This is a genomic window from Rhizobium sp. K33, assembly GCF_056501445.1.
In genome coordinates, this window is sequence record NZ_CP096478.1 from 64,967 (window position 1) to 82,008 (window position 17,042).

The 17,042-nt window shown below is 62.3% G+C and carries 17 protein-coding genes; 10 read left to right on the forward strand and 7 right to left on the reverse strand.

Translation table 11 applies throughout. The annotated features are described in order from the left end of the window. The first annotated feature begins 16 nt into the window (after nucleotides 1–16). Nucleotides 17–823, forward strand: coding sequence for a RibD family protein (locus M1E12_RS00275; RefSeq protein WP_479563331.1), 807 nt, complete (start codon nucleotides 17–19; stop codon nucleotides 821–823). Here M1E12_RS00275 and M1E12_RS00280 read toward each other — a convergent pair. The 4 genes from M1E12_RS00280 to M1E12_RS00295 are packed head-to-tail and all read right to left on the reverse strand — an operon-like array spanning nucleotide 776 to nucleotide 4,023. Beyond that, entirely contained in the window at nucleotides 776–1,573 is a 798-nt protein-coding gene (locus tag M1E12_RS00280; protein WP_479563332.1) for a class I SAM-dependent methyltransferase, read from the reverse strand. The two genes, M1E12_RS00275 and M1E12_RS00280, sit on opposite strands and share 48 nt — an antisense overlap. Next, nucleotides 1,570–2,613: a glycosyltransferase family 4 protein gene (locus M1E12_RS00285; RefSeq protein ID WP_479563333.1), complete on the reverse strand. Its 1,044-nt coding sequence runs from the start codon at nucleotides 2,611–2,613 to the stop codon at nucleotides 1,570–1,572. Before M1E12_RS00285 ends, M1E12_RS00280 begins: the two co-directional genes overlap by 4 nt. Then, nucleotides 2,610–3,008 (reverse strand): 6-pyruvoyl trahydropterin synthase family protein, encoded by a 399-nt coding sequence (locus tag M1E12_RS00290; RefSeq protein ID WP_136542361.1) that lies wholly within the window; start codon nucleotides 3,006–3,008, stop codon nucleotides 2,610–2,612. The genes M1E12_RS00285 and M1E12_RS00290 overlap by 4 nt, the downstream gene beginning before the upstream one ends. 13 nt (nucleotides 3,009–3,021) lie before the next feature. After that, nucleotides 3,022–4,023, reverse strand: a complete 1,002-nt coding sequence (locus M1E12_RS00295) for a zinc-dependent alcohol dehydrogenase (RefSeq protein WP_479563334.1) — start codon at nucleotides 4,021–4,023, stop codon at nucleotides 3,022–3,024. 159 nt (nucleotides 4,024–4,182) lie between these two features. On the opposite strand from M1E12_RS00295, the gene ribA reads away from it, so the two are divergent. From ribA to M1E12_RS00310, 3 genes are read left to right on the forward strand one after another with little or no spacing between them, the layout of a single operon-like run. After that, nucleotides 4,183–5,289: a GTP cyclohydrolase II RibA gene (gene ribA / locus M1E12_RS00300; protein ID WP_479563335.1), complete on the forward strand. Its 1,107-nt coding sequence runs from the start codon at nucleotides 4,183–4,185 to the stop codon at nucleotides 5,287–5,289. 28 nt (nucleotides 5,290–5,317) lie between these two features. Continuing rightward, entirely contained in the window at nucleotides 5,318–6,130 is an 813-nt protein-coding gene (locus tag M1E12_RS00305; protein WP_479563336.1) for a CDP-alcohol phosphatidyltransferase family protein, read from the forward strand. After that, on the forward strand, nucleotides 6,127–6,885 hold the full coding sequence (locus M1E12_RS00310; RefSeq protein WP_479563337.1) for an FkbM family methyltransferase: 759 nt from the start codon (nucleotides 6,127–6,129) through the stop codon (nucleotides 6,883–6,885). Before M1E12_RS00305 ends, M1E12_RS00310 begins: the two co-directional genes overlap by 4 nt. Nucleotides 6,886–6,893: 8 nt before the next feature. On the opposite strand, the gene M1E12_RS00315 is transcribed toward M1E12_RS00310, so the two are convergent. Next, complete coding sequence (locus M1E12_RS00315) at nucleotides 6,894–7,814, reverse strand: lysylphosphatidylglycerol synthase transmembrane domain-containing protein (RefSeq protein WP_479563338.1); 921 nt, start codon at nucleotides 7,812–7,814, stop codon at nucleotides 6,894–6,896. Between the two features lie 131 nt (nucleotides 7,815–7,945). Between M1E12_RS00315 and M1E12_RS00320 the strand changes: the two genes are divergently transcribed. Further along, nucleotides 7,946–9,550 carry an alkaline phosphatase family protein gene (locus M1E12_RS00320; RefSeq protein ID WP_479563339.1) on the forward strand — a complete coding sequence of 535 codons (1,605 nt, stop codon included), beginning with the start codon at nucleotides 7,946–7,948 and terminating at the stop codon, nucleotides 9,548–9,550. 4 nt (nucleotides 9,551–9,554) lie between these two features. Here the strand turns inward: M1E12_RS00320 and M1E12_RS00325 are convergent, their stop codons facing one another. Beyond that, nucleotides 9,555–10,478, reverse strand: coding sequence for a helix-turn-helix domain-containing protein (locus tag M1E12_RS00325; protein WP_479563340.1), 924 nt, complete (start codon nucleotides 10,476–10,478; stop codon nucleotides 9,555–9,557). A gap of 104 nt (nucleotides 10,479–10,582) precedes the next feature. On the opposite strand from M1E12_RS00325, the gene pobA reads away from it, so the two are divergent. Together pobA and M1E12_RS00335 are read left to right on the forward strand one after the other, a co-directional pair. Next, entirely contained in the window at nucleotides 10,583–11,755 is a 1,173-nt protein-coding gene (gene pobA / locus M1E12_RS00330; protein WP_479563341.1) for a 4-hydroxybenzoate 3-monooxygenase, read from the forward strand. Nucleotides 11,756–11,948: 193 nt separating this feature from the next. Then, the gene (locus M1E12_RS00335; protein WP_479564784.1) at nucleotides 11,949–13,394 is read left to right on the forward strand and encodes an aldehyde dehydrogenase; all 1,446 of its coding nucleotides are present in this window, start codon (nucleotides 11,949–11,951) and stop codon (nucleotides 13,392–13,394) included. Between the two features lie 64 nt (nucleotides 13,395–13,458). On the opposite strand, the gene M1E12_RS00340 is transcribed toward M1E12_RS00335, so the two are convergent. Beyond that, nucleotides 13,459–13,971: a MarR family winged helix-turn-helix transcriptional regulator gene (locus tag M1E12_RS00340; RefSeq protein WP_113459946.1), complete on the reverse strand. Its 513-nt coding sequence runs from the start codon at nucleotides 13,969–13,971 to the stop codon at nucleotides 13,459–13,461. Nucleotides 13,972–14,133: 162 nt separating this feature from the next. On the opposite strand from M1E12_RS00340, the gene M1E12_RS00345 reads away from it, so the two are divergent. The 3 genes from M1E12_RS00345 (at nucleotide 14,134) to M1E12_RS00355 (ending at nucleotide 17,038) form a co-directional block, all read left to right on the forward strand. After that, a complete protein-coding gene (locus M1E12_RS00345) occupies nucleotides 14,134–15,690 on the forward strand; it encodes an AMP-binding protein (protein WP_479563342.1) in 1,557 nt (518 codons plus the stop codon). 51 nt (nucleotides 15,691–15,741) lie between these two features. Next, nucleotides 15,742–16,569 carry a p-hydroxycinnamoyl CoA hydratase/lyase gene (locus tag M1E12_RS00350; RefSeq protein WP_310240351.1) on the forward strand — a complete coding sequence of 276 codons (828 nt, stop codon included), beginning with the start codon at nucleotides 15,742–15,744 and terminating at the stop codon, nucleotides 16,567–16,569. A gap of 277 nt (nucleotides 16,570–16,846) precedes the next feature. Continuing rightward, nucleotides 16,847–17,038: a CsbD family protein gene (locus M1E12_RS00355; RefSeq protein ID WP_479563343.1), complete on the forward strand. Its 192-nt coding sequence runs from the start codon at nucleotides 16,847–16,849 to the stop codon at nucleotides 17,036–17,038. Nucleotides 17,039–17,042 lie beyond the last annotated feature (4 nt).

A 17,042-nucleotide genomic window follows, 5' to 3' on the forward strand; every position in this document is an offset into this window, starting at 1 on the left:
TCAGGACGGAGACCCGATGCGTAAGATCGACATGACGGATCAGCTCTGGGCACGCCTTCTTGCTATGCGGGGTGCTGGTTCAGGTGTTTCAGACGAAACAGACCCCGTCATGGCCCTTTACGCCCCGATCGCCGCCGCAAAGGATGGTTTCGTCCTGGCACAGGTCGGCCAGTCGCTCGACGGACGCGTCGCCACCCCCTCGGGCGATGCGCGGGACATCTCCGGACCCGAAGGGATCGCCCACCTTCATCGCTGTCGTGCACTCGTCGAGGCCGTAATCGTCGGTGTCGGCACAGTCAAATGCGACGACCCCCGGCTATCCGTGCGGGCTGTCAAAGGCCCGAACCCTGTCCGCGTGGTCATCGATTGCGGCGCGGAGCTAACGGGTGACGAGCGTCTCTTCCGCGATGGCGGCGCGCCCGTGATCCTGATCCAGGCAGACGACGCTCCCGTCAAATCGCACGGCGCCGACGTGATCCGCGTCCGGAAAGGCGAGGGTGGTCTGGACCCGCAGGAAATCCTCGACGCGCTTGCCGCGCGTGGGTTGCGGCGGATCCTTGTTGAAGGCGGTGCCCGGACGATTGCCCGGTTTATCGAGGCAGGTCTGGTCGATCGGCTGCATGTGGCCGTCGCACCGCTGATCATCGGCTCCGGCCCGGCCGGCATCGCTTTGCCGCCCATCGAAAAACTCTCGAGCGCCCATCGCCCGGCGGCCAAGGTTTACACGCTGGGTAGCGACGTGCTCTTCGACTGTGACCTCAGCAGCGCCGCCGGTTCAGCGGCAGGGCAGGGCGAGGATATCCGTGTGGCCGACCACGCATGAGCTGCCAGTCTGGCCGACTGCTTCCAGCCTGAAGTCCATCCAGGACCTGATCTCTGGTGCGGTCAGGCTTCCGATCTCGACCAGCGGCTGCTCCAAACCCTTCAGGAAAGCGATCTGAAGATCTGCCTCCTCCGGTCGGATGACCCATGGGCTGGTCGCGACCGAAACGCGATAGCGCAGGTTCTCGAATGCGAGCCTCAAGTGATCCGTCGCGTCGGGCCCAAGTGCCGGACCAAACCCCTTGTCTGAACGCTGGTGCTGGTTGAAATCGATCACCACCTGCCCGTCCAGCGGATGTCGCACCGACCACTCGATCACACCATCATAATTGAGAGCTGCGTAAAGCCCCGTTTTGCTTCGTACCAGCGCCTCCGCGAAACGATTGCAGAAGTCCGCCGAGCAGAGATCGAACAGCGCCGAGGCCGTCACGACCGTGACCTGCTCGAGCGGCAGGTCCTCGAACTGGTTGAGGTCGAACTGGCGAAACGTCACGTCGCTGGCGCCGCCGATACGCCGTTCGGCCTCTGCGAGAAGCAAGGGATCGTAATCGAGCAACTGCCAGGTAGCAGAGCGAGGAACACGCCCCGAAAGGCTCCTCCATGTCGAGCCTGTGCCGCAGCCGATATCGATGATCGCGGGCGCTTCGGCCTCTTCGAGGTGCCGCGATAGCCGCTCCACCAAAGCGTCTGCGCGCGCTCTTTGGTCAACCGGTTCGCGCAGTGCCAGCCAGTCCTTGTCAAAGCCGCTCATGATATCTTGTCCAATGCGTTGGAGATGATCTTCACCGTCTCGGCCCAGTCGGGGAGTGTCGCAATCGCTCGGCGCGCACCCTCAGCCTTTGCGGACCGCTCTTCCGGATCGTTCAGCAGGTGGCGCAGGGCCGCGCTGAAAGCGTCGACATCATCGACAGGCACGAGGAAGCCCGCTTCTTCTGGCACCACTTCCGGCACAGCTCCGGCATGACAGGCAACGATCGGCAGCCCATGGGAAAGCGCCTCGGCAAAGACCATGCCGTAGCCTTCGTATCGGCTAGCCAGAGCAAAAATGTCGGCCCTGGCGAAATAGGTGCGCGGCTCCTCGACCTCTCCCACAAGCTCGACCCGTTGCCCGAGTTCGAGCCTGTCAACCTGATCTGCAAGCGCTTTACTGGTGACTGGATCAAGTGTCTTGCTGCCGACGATGGTCGCCTTCCAGGGCAGATCCTCCACCTGCTTGAGAGCGGAAAGCAGCACATCGTGTCCCTTGCGTCGCGACAGCGTTCCGACGGAAAGGATGTTGGGCACAGAATTCTGAGGGGGGACGGTGGACGCTTTCTCCGTACCCGGGAGCGCCACCGTGATGTCGGCGGCCGCGACGTTGTAATTGGCGACGAGTTCCCGCGCCGTCATGGGTGACGTCACGATCACATGCCGTGCGGCAGAGAGCGCCTTGCGCTCGCTTTCGCGGAACCGGCGCTGCTCCTCCTCGGAAAGTCCGGTTTCGAGCGCAAGCGGATGGTGGACGAGGGCGACGATCCGCAGCCTCTCGGCCTCCTTCAGCGCAAAGCCCTCAAGCACGCCGAAGGCCAGCCCGTCAATGACGACGTGCGAGCCGTCCGGCAAAGCCGAAAGAGCCTCGCCCGCACGATCAAGGGTGGTGTCGGAAGGCGCAGGAAAACCGTCACCAAATCCGAGCAACTCGACCTCCCACCCGATCTGCTTCAGCCCCTCGATGACCTTGCGGTCATAGCCATAGCCGCCGGTTTTCAGCGAGAGATCGCCGGGATAGGCGAAGACGAGAGAACGGCTCAAAGATCGGCCTCATACCAGCCGCGGGCGGCATGGGACTCATGCAGGGTCACCTTCAGCCGGCAGATGCGGTGGCTCCCGGCGCCCAGACGCTTGTCGCTTACGGCTTTCGCCAACTGGTCGAAGATGTGCTTGGCGATCACTTCCGTTGTGCTGACCTTACCCTTGAAGGCCTCGACTTCGTCGAGATTCTGGTAGTTGAGGGGCTTCAGCACCTCGGCGAGAACCGTGGTGGCTGCACCGATATCGACGGCCAGCCCATCTTCGTCCACATCCTTGGTGAAGAATGCCGCATCCACGACGAAGGTCGCTCCGTGCATGCCCTGGGCAGGCCCGAAGACCGGACGCGGCAGGCTGTGGGCGATCATGATGTGGTCTCGAACTTCAACAGCGAACATGAGCTCTCTTTCGTCAGTAGCGGATGCGGTGGCACAAAGTGTCTTGCGAGGATAGGATACGTCCGTAAGCGGCGGGCAGTTCAGAAAAACGTGTCTCTCCGGAAATCAGGCGATCGAGCCTATCGTCGAGCAGCAGCTCGAGCGCCTTGGCGAGGCGGCGCGCATAGCTCCAGCGTGCCCTGCGCGAGGCGGGGACCGCGCCGACTTGCGAGCTGACCAATGACAGCCGGCGGGAATGGAATGCGCCGCCCAGCGGGATGGTCACCGGCCGATCGCCATACCAGCTGGCCTCGACGATCTTTGCCTCCACGCCCGCATGCGCAATGGCATTCTCCAGGGCCCCAGCCGATGCCGTCGCATTGATGAGAACGTCGAATTCGCCGTCGAGGCGGTCGGCCGCAGAGAAACTCAGGCTGAGATCCGTGGCGAGGCCCTGCCGTTTCGGATCGAGATCGACGAGCACGGTCTCCGTGCCCACGATGCGCGAGGAGATATAGGCGACCAGTGATCCGACGACGCCGGCGCCGAACACGGCAACCCGGTCACCTGGCTGAACGCCTGCGTCCCAGACGATGTTGAGCGCGGTTTCCATGTTCGCCGTAAGCACGGCGCGTTGTGGTGGCAGCGTTTCCGGCAGGACGGTGACCTGATCAATCGGAAGGACGAAGCGGTCCTGATGCGGATGAAGAGCAAATACGCTCTTGCCCAGGAGATGGGGAGGACCCGCCTCTACTTGTCCGACTGCGGCATATCCGTATTTCACTGGAAATGGGAAATCGCCCTGCATATGCGGCCCGCGCATGCGGTCAAATTCACTTTCGGGCACAGCGCCGCGGAAGATGAGGGACTCGGTTCCACGGCTGATGCCGCTGAAAAGCGTGCGGACGAGGACCTCGTTATCCGATGGAGCAGGAAGGCTTTCTTCGCGCAGACCGCAGGTTTCTTTAGCCTCGAACCAGAGCGCAAGGGCATGCGCACCGCCGGAAACGGTCTGTTCGTCTTGGTCGAGCTTCAAACTGAATTCCCCGCGCCCTAAATACATGTCCGAATGGAACGTATGGCTTTAGCAGGCATTTTGTTCCAAGCACGCCATCAAAATAAATTTATGGCGGCTGCGCAATCCGTCGCCGGAAGTCGGGCGTAATGGATGCCACTGATAGGGAGAGTATGCCTCATGTCGAATTCCAGCCAGCCCACTTTCCAGTTCCCCACCGCCGCAATCGAAGTTGAACGCGCCGTCGCAGAACTGCGCTACGGCCGACCCGTCCTGCTTGCGGAGGGATCAAGAAAGCTCGCGGTCGTGGCGCTCGATTGCGTGGCGCCCTCTCTCTACGATCAATTCGCCGCTGTTACCGAAGATCGCCACAGCCTGCTCTTGACCAAACCGCGCGCCGCTCGTCTCGGCATCGCCGCAGATAGCGATGTCATCACACCGCTCGCTGGGCTGGCCTTCGATGATGCGTCACGTCTGGCTTACGCTCTCGGCGCAGGGAAGCCGGCGATCTGGCAGCCCGCTGATGATCTCGCGATCCAGTCGACGGAGCTGGCACGTCTTGCGCTGCTGCTCCCCGCCATGGTGCTTGCTGATGTGACAGAGATCGCCGATCGCTTCGCCGGCTGCTGCGAGATCGCCGCGAGCCGCCTGAAGGGCGCCGATGTCGCGCGCCAGAGGTTCGAAAAGGTCGTGCGCACCCGCGTGCCGCTCAAGGATCTCGGCGATGCCGACTTCGTGGTCTTCCGGGGTGGCCTCGCCCAGAAGGATCAGGTCGCCATCGTGGTCGGCAAGCCGGACATGTCGAAGACTGTCCCGATCCGTATCCACTCGTCCTGCATCACCGGTGACCTCTGCGGCTCGCTGAAATGCGACTGCGGCGACCAGTTGCGCAACGGTCTTGCTCTGCTCAAGCAGGCAGGTGGCGGCGTGCTGCTCTATCTCGATCAGGAAGGACGCGGCACCGGCATCGGCGCAAAGATGCGCGCCTATGGCTATCAGCACCTCGGCCTGGATACGATCGACGCGGATGCGGAACTTGGCCTCGCCGAGGATCATCGGCGCTATGAGGCTGCGGTCGCGATGCTGCGCCAGCTCGAGATCTCGAAAGTCGCTGTCTACACCAACAATCCGACCAAGATCGCCGGCCTGGAACTGGGCGGTATCGAGGTCGAGGCGCGTTCGCCGGTCACCGGTCGCGTGACCGCGGAAAACCAGAACTACCTGCGGACAAAGACACTGCGTGCCGGCCACATGCTGGATCTGGAAACGCTGGTCGCCGCAGAGTAAGCTCCAAGCGGGCAGGGAGGATTTGACTATGGCAAGCGAGCCGGAACGGCTTGGCGGCGATCGTTTCGGTCGGTCTTGGGGTCTCGCCCAGGCTGGCTGGATCACACAGTTGCGCGCGCGGCCGGCGTTGCTGTCGGACACGATCGCGGGCCTCTCCGGTTTGCTCTTGGGCACGTCGATAGTCGCGCTGCTGGTCTCCTTCCGGCTTCCGCTCGGTTGGGACTTCGTAGCCTCGGTGATCCTTTCACTGGTCCTGATGTTCACGCTGGTCTTGTATGCCCTTCCGGACCACCCGCATCGGCGGTTCGGGCCGGCCAACCTGGTCACCGCCTTCCGCGCCTGCCTTGTCAGCCTGACGGGTGCGACCGTCCTCTGTTTCGATAGCCTCGCCGCCACCGACCTTGCACTTTGGACGCTCGTGGGCGTGGTTCTGATCGCACTCGCGCTTGACGGGGTCGACGGCTATCTCGCCCGCGTCTACGGCCATGAATCTGCATTCGGTGCGCGTTTTGACATGGAGGTCGACGCGCTTCTGATCCTCGTGCTCTCGGTCGCTGCCGCCTTGCTGGAAAAGGCGGGGCTTTGGGTGATCTGGATCGGCTTGATGCGCTACGCTTTTGTTGCAGCCGGCTGGATGATCCCGAGGCTGACAGGGGAGCTTTTCCCGTCCTTCCGGCGCAAACTGGTCTGCGTGATCCAGATTTCGGCGCTGTGCCTGATCCTCATCCCCTTCGTCGAGACACCTTATTCGACGGGTATAGCGGTCGTTGCGCTGCTGGCCCTGATCTACTCCTTCACAGTGGACATCATTTATCTTCTCCGAAAGCCGGGCGCGCCATGACGGGCCGTGTCCATCGGCTTTCCACCTCCTTCGGTCTCGCCCGATCCCTGGTCGTTTACTACGGTCAGCCATGGCGACGCCGCGCGTTGCGCAACTTCTACGGCTCGATCATCAAACCTGGCGAACTGGTGTTCGATATAGGCGCCCATGTCGGCAGCCGCAGTCGCACCTTGCTCGATCTCGGCGCGCGTGTGGTCGCAGTCGAGCCACAGCCGGCATTCGCCGATTTCATCGAAAGCCGCTTCTCAGGCGCTCTGACCGGTTTCGAGCGTGTTGCCGTCGGTCGTAAGGCGGGCGAAATCGATCTTCTGATCTCGAGCCTGCATCCGACGGTGACCAGCATTTCCAGCAGCTTCGTGGAGACGGTCAAGCAGAGCAAAGGCTTTTCGCAGGTAGTTTGGGACCAGAAGGTCACCGTTCCCATGGTGACGCTTGACCACCTGATCGCGAAACACGGCATGCCGTCCTTCTGCAAGATCGATGTCGAGGGAGCGGAGGCCGAAATCCTCCATGGCTTGAGCAAGCCGATCCCCCTCATCGCCTTCGAGTACATTCCCGCCATGCCCTCCGTGGCGTCCAATGCGATCGACAGGCTGATGGGCCTCGGCGGCTATCGCTTCAACCGGGTCGTGGGCGAGCAGCACCGTTTCGTCTGGGATCGCTGGAAGACGGCTGACGAGCTTCTCGTCGAACTGTCGCAGATGTCTCCGGACGCATCCTCGGGCGATGTCTATGCCCGGATCGAGGCTCGGTAATGGGCGCCTCAGGCGCGGCGCGGCCTGCCACGGATGGCTTCGATGGCAAGCAGGGCCAGCCCGGGCAGGGCGCCTGCCAGCGAAAGCCCGCCATAGATGATGCTGGCAGCCAGTCCTTCGGCCGCAGAAGCGCCGATGATCGGCCAGAGCGCCATGGCCGCCGCCTCTCGCGTTCCCCAGCCTCCGAAGCCCGCCGGGATCAGCATGGCGATCAGACAGAGCGGAACCACCGTCAGGGCTGCCTCCCAGGGCAGCGGCGCGCCCACCGCATCGCTGGCGATGAAGAAAGTCCCAACATAGGTCGAGACGATCAAGAGGCTCGTGCCGAGCTGGAATGGGAGCGCGCGCCCACGGATGAAGACCTCCGTGATGTCAGCCCGAAACTTGCGGATCCACGCCAGACGCCCGCCCGCCGCGATGATCGCTGCGATGGCGACGGCGGCAACGGCAAAGAAGCCGAGCACCAGACGGAAGGCCTGGCGCCCTTCCTGCTCTCCGCCGATCAAACGTGGCCAGACGAAAAGCCCGATGATCGCGAGAAGAAAGAAGGCCAGCTGTCCCGAGAGGCGCTCGAAAACCACAGCCTTTGCCGGCGCCTTCCATCCGCCCGGGCCGGCATTGCGCATGCGCACCGCGCGAACGGCATCGCCGGCCATGCCGCCCGGCAGGCTCTGGTTCAGAAAGCTCGCAACATAATACTCTCGGATCGCCAGCGATATCGGCATGCCCTCGCTAAGACGCGCGGCCGTGAAGCGCCAGCGGAGAGCCGAAACGATGATCTGAAGTTGCACAAGGGCGAGTCCGGCCGCTACGTGTGCAATGGAAATCTCCGAGAAAGCCGATTGCAGCGTCTCGAGGTCTATCCGCGACAGCAGGAATGCGAGAACAGCGATGAGGGCAAGTGGAGCGAGGAGACGCAGAAAGGTCAAGCTGTGAGGATTCCGTTTGTCGTGAGAGATCTGTCGGGGAGTTATACGCAAGAACCGAGGCAGAAGACCTTCATGGAGGCAAAATCCGTCGCATGCAACGCATATGAAGTTCGGCGGTCGGGAGTAACTGCATGATGGGGCGTGGCACGAACATCCGTCCCCTGGCAGGTATCTTGCTGGGCGCAGCCATCGCATGGCTCGCCTTCACGCTTCCCGGCCATCCTGACGCGATCGGTCTTGATGCCTTCGCGCGGCTGCCGCTCGAACTGCCGCTTCTGATGCTTCTCTTGCTAGTGGTCCCCTCCACATGGCGGAAGATAACGGCACTAACCTGCGGCCTGCTGCTCCTCATCATCCTCTTTCTGAAATTTGCCGATATCGGCACCCAGGCCGCCTTCCAGCGTCCCTTCAATCCGTATCTCGACCTCAAGATGCTGGTGGACGGCTGGAACCTGATGTCGGGTACGGTCGGACCGCTGGCTGCTTTTGCCGCGATCGCTGCAGGAATTCTCAGCCTTGTTCTGCTGCTCGCGCTCTTTCTCATCGCCGCCCGATGGTTGTCGACCATCCCGCGCCCGGGCCGATCCTGGCTTGTCTTGACCCTTGTCGGCATCACGCTTGCCGGCGGGACTGCCGCCTATCTCGGAATGCCGCGTGTCGAGGCCCGACTGCCATCCTACCTCAATAATCGACTGACCCTAGTTGTGCAGTCCGTGCAGGACATGCATGTTTTCGAAACGGCTCTGGCCGCTGGGGAGGGGCCAAGGACGGGTGAGGGGCTGTTCACCGCCATCGAGGACAAGGACTTCATCCTGATCTTCGTCGAGTCCTACGGCCGCTCTGCGATCGAAGACCCCCGCTATGCGGACATCGCAAGGCGCCGCCTTGAGAAGGTGGAGGCTGAGATAACCGCGGCCGGCCTTGCCTCTGCCAGCGCCTGGGCAACGTCTCCCACCGTCGGCGGCCTGAGCTGGCTGGCGCATGGCACACTTTTATCCGGCCTATGGACCGACAGCCAGGCGCGGTACGACCGCCTGATGATCAGCCGTCAGCCAAGCCTCAACCGGCTCTTCAGTGATGCCGGTTGGAAGCCGATCGCCGCGATGCCTGCCATCACCATGGCCTGGCCGGAAGCGGCCTATTACGGCTATCGCCAGGTCCTGGCAGCCGCAGATCTGGAGTACCAAGGCAAACCCTTCAACTGGGTGACGATGCCGGATCAATACACGTTGTCCGCTTTCGAACGACTGGGTCGCGCGCCTGCCCACGCAGCCGGAGAAAAGGTCATGGCGGAAATTGCGCTCATCTCGAGCCATGCCCCCTGGACGCCGGTTGCCACTCTTGTCGATTGGGATGACGTCGGGGATGGCACGATCTTCAACACCCAGGCAGAAAGTGGTGATCCGCCCTCGGTCGTATGGGCCGATCCGGAGCGCGTGCGGCGCCAGTATATCCAGACGATCGACTACTCGCTGGAAACGCTCGGCAGCTACATGGCCCGTTTCGGTGAGGATACCGTGTTCGTCATCCTTGGCGACCATCAGCCGGCTGCCATCATCACGGGGCCCGACGCATCGCGCGCGGTGCCGATCCACGTGGTCTCCTCCGATCGGGAGCTGATTGCCCGGTTCGAGCGCGAAGGCTTCACTCCGGGAATGCTGCCGATGGAGCAGACGCGCGAATGGCCGATGAACGCCATGCGCCAGGTGCTGATCGACCTCTTCAGCGCAGACTGATCTTTCAGAGGCTCTCTTCCCGGGAACCCAGCCGCGTCTGCTCCTGCGCACGCCATGCTGCCGGTGTCATGCCGGTCTGGCGCGTGAAGAATCGCGAGAAATAGGCCGGATCCGAGAATCCGAGCCGAAATGCCACCTCCTTGATGCTGCCCGGCGTGAAGAGAAGCTCCCGCTGCGTCTCCTCGATCAGGCGACGCGCAATAAGCTCCTGCGTGCTGAGCCCGGTCTTCGCCTTCAGGACACGATTGAGATGGGTGGGCGTGATGCCGAGAGCGTCGGCGTAGAACGACGCGGGGCGATGATTGCGCACCTCGCGCTGCAGGAGCGAGGAGAAGGCCTCGAGCCGGCGGTCATTGTCGTCAACGCCTTCGAGTTCCATCCGGTCCTGCGCCGCGAGACGCGCCGTCAGGGCAAGCGCTGCGGCTAACCCTGTCTCCATCAGGACGGTGCGCCCTGTCAGGCGTCCCTGCCATTCGGCCGCCACCCTCAGAAGATGGGCGACCACAAGATCGCCATCCGGCTCCTGCGGCATCAGACGCGTAATGCGCGGCTCTGCCAGAAAGCGGCCCATGGCATTCGGTTCACCCGGACGAACCGGCAATCGGCTGGAGAGGAAGGTGAAGACATAACCGTCGATATCGGGCGAGAAGCGAAAGCCGTGACCCACGGCTGGCGGCACGGTGACGATCGAAAGAGGTTCGAAACGAACAACTTCTCCCTCGAACACGGCATCGCCGGATCCACCTGTCACGAGAAGGATCTGGAAATACCGCTCATGTCTGTGAAGGCCGATTTCCCAGTGATGCAGGGCGCTGCGCGCAGGAATCGTTTCGCAGTGCACCCAAAAACGCGAGCCGGAAGGGTCGTCCTCCCCATAGAGCTCATAGGTCGGAATCGGATCTGCGAAAGAGACTTTGCGTTTCGTCATGTTCGATTTGTGCAACAAAACGCCCGATGCGTCCATTGTTGGCGCCGCTCATTCCGCTCAAAACTTGCCGAAAGACAAGTCGAGCGTGCCATGGGAGGAAAGTCATGCGGACCAAAGTCGCCATCATCGGGTCGGGCCCCTCAGGTCTTCTGCTCGGCCAACTCCTGACCAATGCCGGCATCGACAACGTGATCATCGATCGCGTCGGCAAGGATCATATTCTCGCGCGCGTTCGCGCGGGCGTGCTTGAAGAGGGCACGGTCGGCCTCGTCGATCGGGCGGGCGTGGGCGAGCGCCTCCACCGCGAAGGGTTGCCGCATGACGGCTTCTCGCTTGCTTTCGATGGGCGCGACCACCGCATCGATCTCTTCGATCTCACAGGCGGCAAGCGGGTCATGGTCTACGGCCAGACCGAGCTCACCCGCGACCTCATCGAGCGTCGCGAGCGCGATGGCGGAGTGACGATCCACGATGCCGTGAATGTCGAGCCCGCCGGTTTCGATGGGGACCGCCCTTATGTCACCTTCGAGAAGGATGGCGTGAGCCAGCGGATCGACTGCGACTTCATTGCCGGATGCGACGGCTTCCACGGTGCCAGCCGCAAGGCGGTGCCGGAGGGGGCAATCAAGACTTTCGAGAAGATCTACCCCTTCGGCTGGCTCGGCATCCTGGCCGATGTGCCGCCGGTCAGTCATGAATTGATCTACGCTAACCATCCGCGCGGCTTTGCCCTCTGCTCGATGCGCTCGGAGACCCGCAGCCGCTACTATGTCCAGTGTTCGCTCGAGGACAAAGTCGACATGTGGTCGGACGAGCGCTTCTGGGACGAGATCCGCCGCCGTCTGCCCGCCCACCACGCCGAGGCCATGGTAACGGGGCCGAGCTTCGAGAAATCGATTGCCCCGTTGCGGTCTTTCGTCGCCGAGCCCATGCGGTTCGGCCGCCTCTTCCTCGTCGGAGATGCTGCCCACATCGTGCCGCCGACGGGCGCCAAGGGTCTTAATCTTGCAGCATCCGACGTCCATTACCTGATCGGCGCTCTGCTCGAACATTATCAGGAAAAATCCGACGCGGGCCTCAACAGCTATTCGGAACGCGCACTGAAACGTGTGTGGAAAGCGGTACGCTTCTCGTGGTCGATGACCACATTGCTGCACCGTTTCCCCGATACCGGAGACTTCGGCCAGAAGATCCAGGAGGCGGAACTCGACTACCTCATGCACTCGAGAGCGGCGTCCACGGCCATGGCAGAAAACTACGTCGGCCTTCCCTACTGACGGCGGCTCGTCGACTACTTGTCAAAGCTAAATTGTTTGCTAGACTTACAAAAGGATCGGGTCGCGGAGGCTCCCGATATCGACATTGCGGCTCGCCCGGAGGCTCGACATCTGATCGGGAGTGCCGGCCGCCAGCGTCACCGATCGTGACGGCATTTTACGGAACAACAACGGAGGAGGTATACCCATGAATATGCATATATCGCTGCTCATCAACGGCGCTGAAAAGCAGGCCGCAGGCGGCAAGACCTTTACCCGCATCAATCCCTTCACCCAGGAAGTGGCCACGACGGCATCAGCCGCGAGTCTCGATGATGCGGCTGCTGCCGTCGATGCGGCCGCTGCCGCTTTCCCCGCATGGTCCAAGACGGGCCCTGGCGAGCGTCGCAAGATCCTGCTCAAGGCCGCCGACATCATGGAATCGAAGACCGCCGAGTTCTCCGATCTCGTGGTCGCCGAAACCGGTGCAACCGGCCATTGGGGCGCCTTCAACGTCATGGTTGCCGCCAGCATGCTGCGCGAAGCCGCTTCGATGACGACGCAGATCTCGGGCGAAGTCATTCCGTCCAACAAGCCCGGCTCGCTGTCGATGGGCATGCGCCAGGCCGTCGGTGTCTGCCTCGGCATTGCGCCGTGGAATGCCCCGATCATCCTCGGCACGCGCGCTGTCGCCATGCCGCTCGCTTGCGGCAACACCGTCATTCTCAAGGCCTCCGAACAGTGCCCGGGCACCCACCGCCTGATTGCCCAGTGCCTCGTGGAGGCCGGCCTTCCGACAGGTGCCATCAGTGTCATCACAAATGCGCCGGAAGATGCAGCCAAGATCGTCGAGGCGCTGATCACCAACCCTGCCGTCAAGCGCGTGAACTTCACCGGTTCCACCAAGGTCGGCAAGATCATCGGTGAACTCTGCGGACGCAATCTGAAGCCGGCTCTGCTGGAACTTGGCGGCAAGGCGCCGCTCGTCATCCTGGACGACGCCGACATCGATGCAGCGGTGAACGCAGCCGCTTTCGGCGCGTTTGCCAACATGGGCCAGATCTGCATGTCGACCGAGCGCATCATCGTCGACGAGAAGATCGCCGATGAGTTCGTCTCCAAGCTTGCTGCAAAGGCCTCCAAGCTCCCGGCCGGCGACCCGAAGGGCCACGTCGTTCTCGGGTCGCTGATCAGCCTGGAGTCCGCAAAGAAGATGGACGACCTGATTGCGGATGCAGTCTCCAAGGGTGCCAAGCTTGTGGCGGGCGGCAAGCGCGAAGGAAGTGTCGTGGAAGCAACCCTGCTCGATCAGGTCACGCCGGATATGCGCATGTATTCGGAAGAGAGCTTCGGCCCGGTCAAGCCGATCATCCGCGTCAAGGATGAGGAAGAGGCGATCCGCGTTGCCAACGACACCGAATACGGTCTATCCGGTGCCGTCTTCAGCCGCGACATCCGTCGCGCCATGGCGGTGGCGGCTCGCATCGAGTCGGGCATCTGCCACATCAACGGTCCGACGGTGTTCGACGAACCGCAGATGCCGTTCGGCGGCGTCAAGGGCAGCGGCTATGGCCGCTTCGGTGGCAAGGCGGCAATCGCCGAGTTCACAGAACTGCGCTGGATCACCATCGAGGATCCGAACCAGCATTACCCCTTCTGATCGCAGATACAGAAACGGCCGCTCGAAAGGGCGGCCGTTTTGGTTTGGTGGCGTTGATCGGAGATCAATCGGTCTGCTGTGTGCGCGGCGTGATGTCCGCATAGATGCGCTTCAGACCGTTGATGAACTCTTCGAGTTCTTCCGCCGAGAAGCGGGAGGTGAAGCGAAGCTCGTGCTGCTCCTGGATATGGCGAGCCTGCTTCAGGATCTCGATGCCATCTCCCGTCAGCAGCAATTCCTGCCGGCGGCGATCCACAGGCGAAGGCTGGCGCTCGAGAAGATTGCGGCCTTCCAGCCGATTGACCAAGGCCATCATCGTGGCGCGATCCATGCTGAGCTGGTTGGCGATGTCGATCTGGCTCACCTTCGGATTGGCAGCGATGAGCTCGAGAACGGCAAACTGCTTCTGGGTGAGGCCGATGTCTCCCATGGCCGCGGTATAGTCCTGATAGATGGCGACATTGGCCATGCGCAGATGGAAGCCGAGGATCTCGTCGAGACGGCCGGTGCGCAGGGGAGCGCCAACTTCGAAGACGTCATCGTCATTGGCCGGCTTCAGGTCATTATGTCGAGTCATGGCTCCTCTTCCAATCATGCGGCATCGAACTTGCAAATCATTCATGATCACTTTCGACTGCAACAGTCAAATTCGCGCTTGTCAAACCCGGAGCCGCAAAATAGTATGCACAACATACAATTCGCCGAGGAGGCCCTTCTGGGTGGCGATGGGAGGATGAACATGCAGCCTGAATTTCTAGCGGCAGCAACGGAAATGCGAGCCGTCGGATTGGAGACGGACGACCCGTTGATCTATCGCGCCACGGTCAGCCCCGAGCGCCAGGCCGCCTTCGAAGTGACAACTGGACGCAGCGAGACCTATGCATCCCTTGATGACGCCGTTGGTCGCGGGGCTGCCCTCATTGCGGAGCTTGTCGGACACGTAGCGCCATCGCAACGCATCGCCTATCTGGGGCGAAACTCGATAGACCAGATCGTCGTCTGTCTCGCCTGCCAGCGGGCCGGCCACGTGTTCGTGCCCCTGAACTGGCGCCTCGGAGCCTCCGAACTTGGCCAGATCATCGCGGATTGCGAGCCGGCTGTGCTGTTGCATGATGCCGAATTCGCACCCGTTCTCGGCGATGTCCATCAGCCGCTGCCGCGCACCATAAGCGTGGAAGGAGATGGCGGATGGGGCGACATGCTGAGGAGTGCAAAGCGCGCAGAGCCTGTGCCGACCGAAGCGGATGCACCCTGCATCATGCTCTACACATCAGGCACCACCGGCAGCCCCAAGGGCGTCGTCATCACCCGCCGCAACGCCTTCGCCTCGGCCGTGAACTTTGCGCTTGTCGGCGAAGTGACGAGCCGCTCCGTGACGCTGTGTGATCTCCCCTTCTTCCACACCATCGGACTGGTCGCGATCGGCCGGACGACGCTCACCATGGGCGGTAGGCTGGTGATTTCGGACAGGTTCCTGCCCGACCGGACGCTTGCGACCCTTGGCGATCCCGAACTCGGCGTCACACACTATTTCGCAGTACCTCAGATGGCCTCTGCCCTGCGCAATGCACCGGCCTGGGATCCGTCCGCGCTCAAGGCGCTTCAGGCGATCTTCATCGGTGGCGCCCCGCTTTCCCCGGCGCTGATCGAAGCCTTCCTCGAAGATGGCATTCCGCTGGTCAACGGTTACGGCATGAGCGAGGCCGGAACGGCGATCCACATGCCACTGGACCGTGATGCCGTTGCCCGCCACCCGGGCAGTGTCGGCTTCCCTGCGCCGCTTCTCGCGGTCCGCCTTGTCGGAGAGGATGGCCAGGATGTCGCGGATGGCGAGGTCGGTGAGATCTGGCTCAAGGGTCCCTCGGTCACCCCCGGTTACTGGAACAAGCCGGGCGAAACAGCCCGCGCCTTCGTCGGTGACTGGTATCGGACCGGTGATCTCGGGCGCCGCGCGGAAGGTGGTGTGATCCACGTGCCGGATCGGCTGAAGGACATGTACATCACCGGCGGCGAGAACGTCTTCCCCGCCGAGATCGAAGCGGTCATCGGAGCGCATCCGAAGGTGAGAGACGTGGCCGTGCTCGGTCTGCCGGATCCCAAATGGGGCGAATGCGGCGTGGCCTTCATTGTGGCCCATGTCGAAGCGCCCTCGGCGGACGAAATCCTCGCCCATTGTGCCGAACGGCTCGCCTCATACAAGCGGCCGACCCGTATCGTCTTTCTCGAACAGATCCCCCGCACGGCATCCGGAAAGGCTCAGAAACATATTCTGCGCCAGACCCACGCCGAGCTGTGAACCCGACAAAGCCGGCAGCGATGCCCAAACCATTGCCTCAAGGAGCCAAGCATGACTGAAACGAACACCACGCCAGATCCGGTTCTGGTCGAATTCGACAACGGCATCGCCTTCGTGACGCTGAACCGTCCGGAAAAGCGCAATGCGATGAACCCGAAGCTGAACATCCGGATGCTGGAAGTGCTGGACGAGCTGGAGGCCGACGATCGCTGTGGCGTGCTGGTGCTGCGCGGCGCTGGCCAGTCCTGGTCGGCCGGCATGGACCTCAAGGAGTATTTCCGTGAGAACGACGGCAAGGGCCGTGCTGCGGTTCTGAAAAGCCGCCGTCAGTCCGGTGGGTGGTGGAACCGCCTGATGTATTTCGAAAAGCCCACCATTGCCATGGTCAACGGCTGGTGCTTCGGCGGCGCCTTCACGCCGCTCGTGTCCTGCGACCTCGCCATCGCTGCCGACGAGGCAACCTTCGGTCTTTCTGAGATCAACTGGGGCATCCTGCCCGGCGGCAATGTCACCCGCGCCGTGGCTGAGGTGATGAACCACCGGGATTCGCTCTATTACATCATGACGGGCGAGACCTTCGGCGGCCAGAAGGCGCGGGAAATGGGCCTCGTCAACGAATCCGTACCCCTGGCCGATCTCGAAACCCGCGTCCGTGCGCTCTGTGCCACGCTGCTGGAAAAGAACCCGGTTGTGCTGAAGGCGGCAAAGGACACATTCAAGCGTGTCCGCAACATGCCCTGGGAGCAGGCCGACGACTACATCTACGCCAAGCTTGAGCAGATGCTGTTCCTGGACAAGAGCAACGGGCGCGCGGAGGGGCTGAAACAGTTCCTCGACGACAAGACCTACCGCCCCGGTCTCGGCGCTTACAAGCGCTGAGCCCTCTGTCTTGCCAACAGATTGACCAGCCGGTGGCGCTGAAATGCGTCACCGACTTTTTCGCGTTTTGAGACGCTGACATCGTCAGAGATAAGCCGCGCATACGTGCAACGGCGCCGCCTGATCAGGCTCAGCAAGCTGGATCAACCGGAACGTTTTCCCCTCTGAAGCATTGTTGAAACAAGCGGATCGTGAAGCAGCCCGAAACGGACTTCCCCGGCGTCTGACCGGATAGCGAATTTAAAGCTGTGCGTTACCGCCAACAAGGAGAACGATCATGGGTTCCACATCGGACAAGATTTCCGGCAAGGCGAACGAACTGGCCGGCAAGGCAAAGCAGGCCGTCGGCGACGCCACCGATAACCACAGCATGGAAGCCAAGGGCGCCGCTCAGGAAGCCAAGGGCCATGGCCAGCAGGCCAAGGGTGAGGCAAAGGAAGGCGTGAAGAAGGTCATCGACAAGGCCTGACCCC

What these genes read in the sequence shown, in the direction of transcription:
- M1E12_RS00275 (WP_479563331.1), top strand. Translation starts at nt 17, where the DNA reads ATGCGTAAGATCGACATGACGGATCAGCTCTGGGCACGCCTTCTTGCT.
- M1E12_RS00280 (WP_479563332.1), bottom strand. Translation starts at nt 1,573, where the DNA reads ATGAGCGGCTTTGACAAGGACTGGCTGGCACTGCGCGAACCGGTTGAC.
- M1E12_RS00290 (WP_136542361.1), bottom strand. Translation starts at nt 3,008, where the DNA reads ATGTTCGCTGTTGAAGTTCGAGACCACATCATGATCGCCCACAGCCTG.
- ribA (WP_479563335.1), top strand. Translation starts at nt 4,183, where the DNA reads ATGTCGAATTCCAGCCAGCCCACTTTCCAGTTCCCCACCGCCGCAATC.
- M1E12_RS00305 (WP_479563336.1), top strand. Translation starts at nt 5,318, where the DNA reads ATGGCAAGCGAGCCGGAACGGCTTGGCGGCGATCGTTTCGGTCGGTCT.
- M1E12_RS00310 (WP_479563337.1), top strand. Translation starts at nt 6,127, where the DNA reads ATGACGGGCCGTGTCCATCGGCTTTCCACCTCCTTCGGTCTCGCCCGA.
- M1E12_RS00320 (WP_479563339.1), top strand. Translation starts at nt 7,946, where the DNA reads ATGATGGGGCGTGGCACGAACATCCGTCCCCTGGCAGGTATCTTGCTG.
- M1E12_RS00325 (WP_479563340.1), bottom strand. Translation starts at nt 10,478, where the DNA reads ATGACGAAACGCAAAGTCTCTTTCGCAGATCCGATTCCGACCTATGAG.
- pobA (WP_479563341.1), top strand. Translation starts at nt 10,583, where the DNA reads ATGCGGACCAAAGTCGCCATCATCGGGTCGGGCCCCTCAGGTCTTCTG.
- M1E12_RS00335 (WP_479564784.1), top strand. Translation starts at nt 11,949, where the DNA reads ATGCATATATCGCTGCTCATCAACGGCGCTGAAAAGCAGGCCGCAGGC.
- M1E12_RS00340 (WP_113459946.1), bottom strand. Translation starts at nt 13,971, where the DNA reads ATGACTCGACATAATGACCTGAAGCCGGCCAATGACGATGACGTCTTC.
- M1E12_RS00345 (WP_479563342.1), top strand. Translation starts at nt 14,134, where the DNA reads ATGCAGCCTGAATTTCTAGCGGCAGCAACGGAAATGCGAGCCGTCGGA.
- M1E12_RS00350 (WP_310240351.1), top strand. Translation starts at nt 15,742, where the DNA reads ATGACTGAAACGAACACCACGCCAGATCCGGTTCTGGTCGAATTCGAC.
- M1E12_RS00355 (WP_479563343.1), top strand. Translation starts at nt 16,847, where the DNA reads ATGGGTTCCACATCGGACAAGATTTCCGGCAAGGCGAACGAACTGGCC.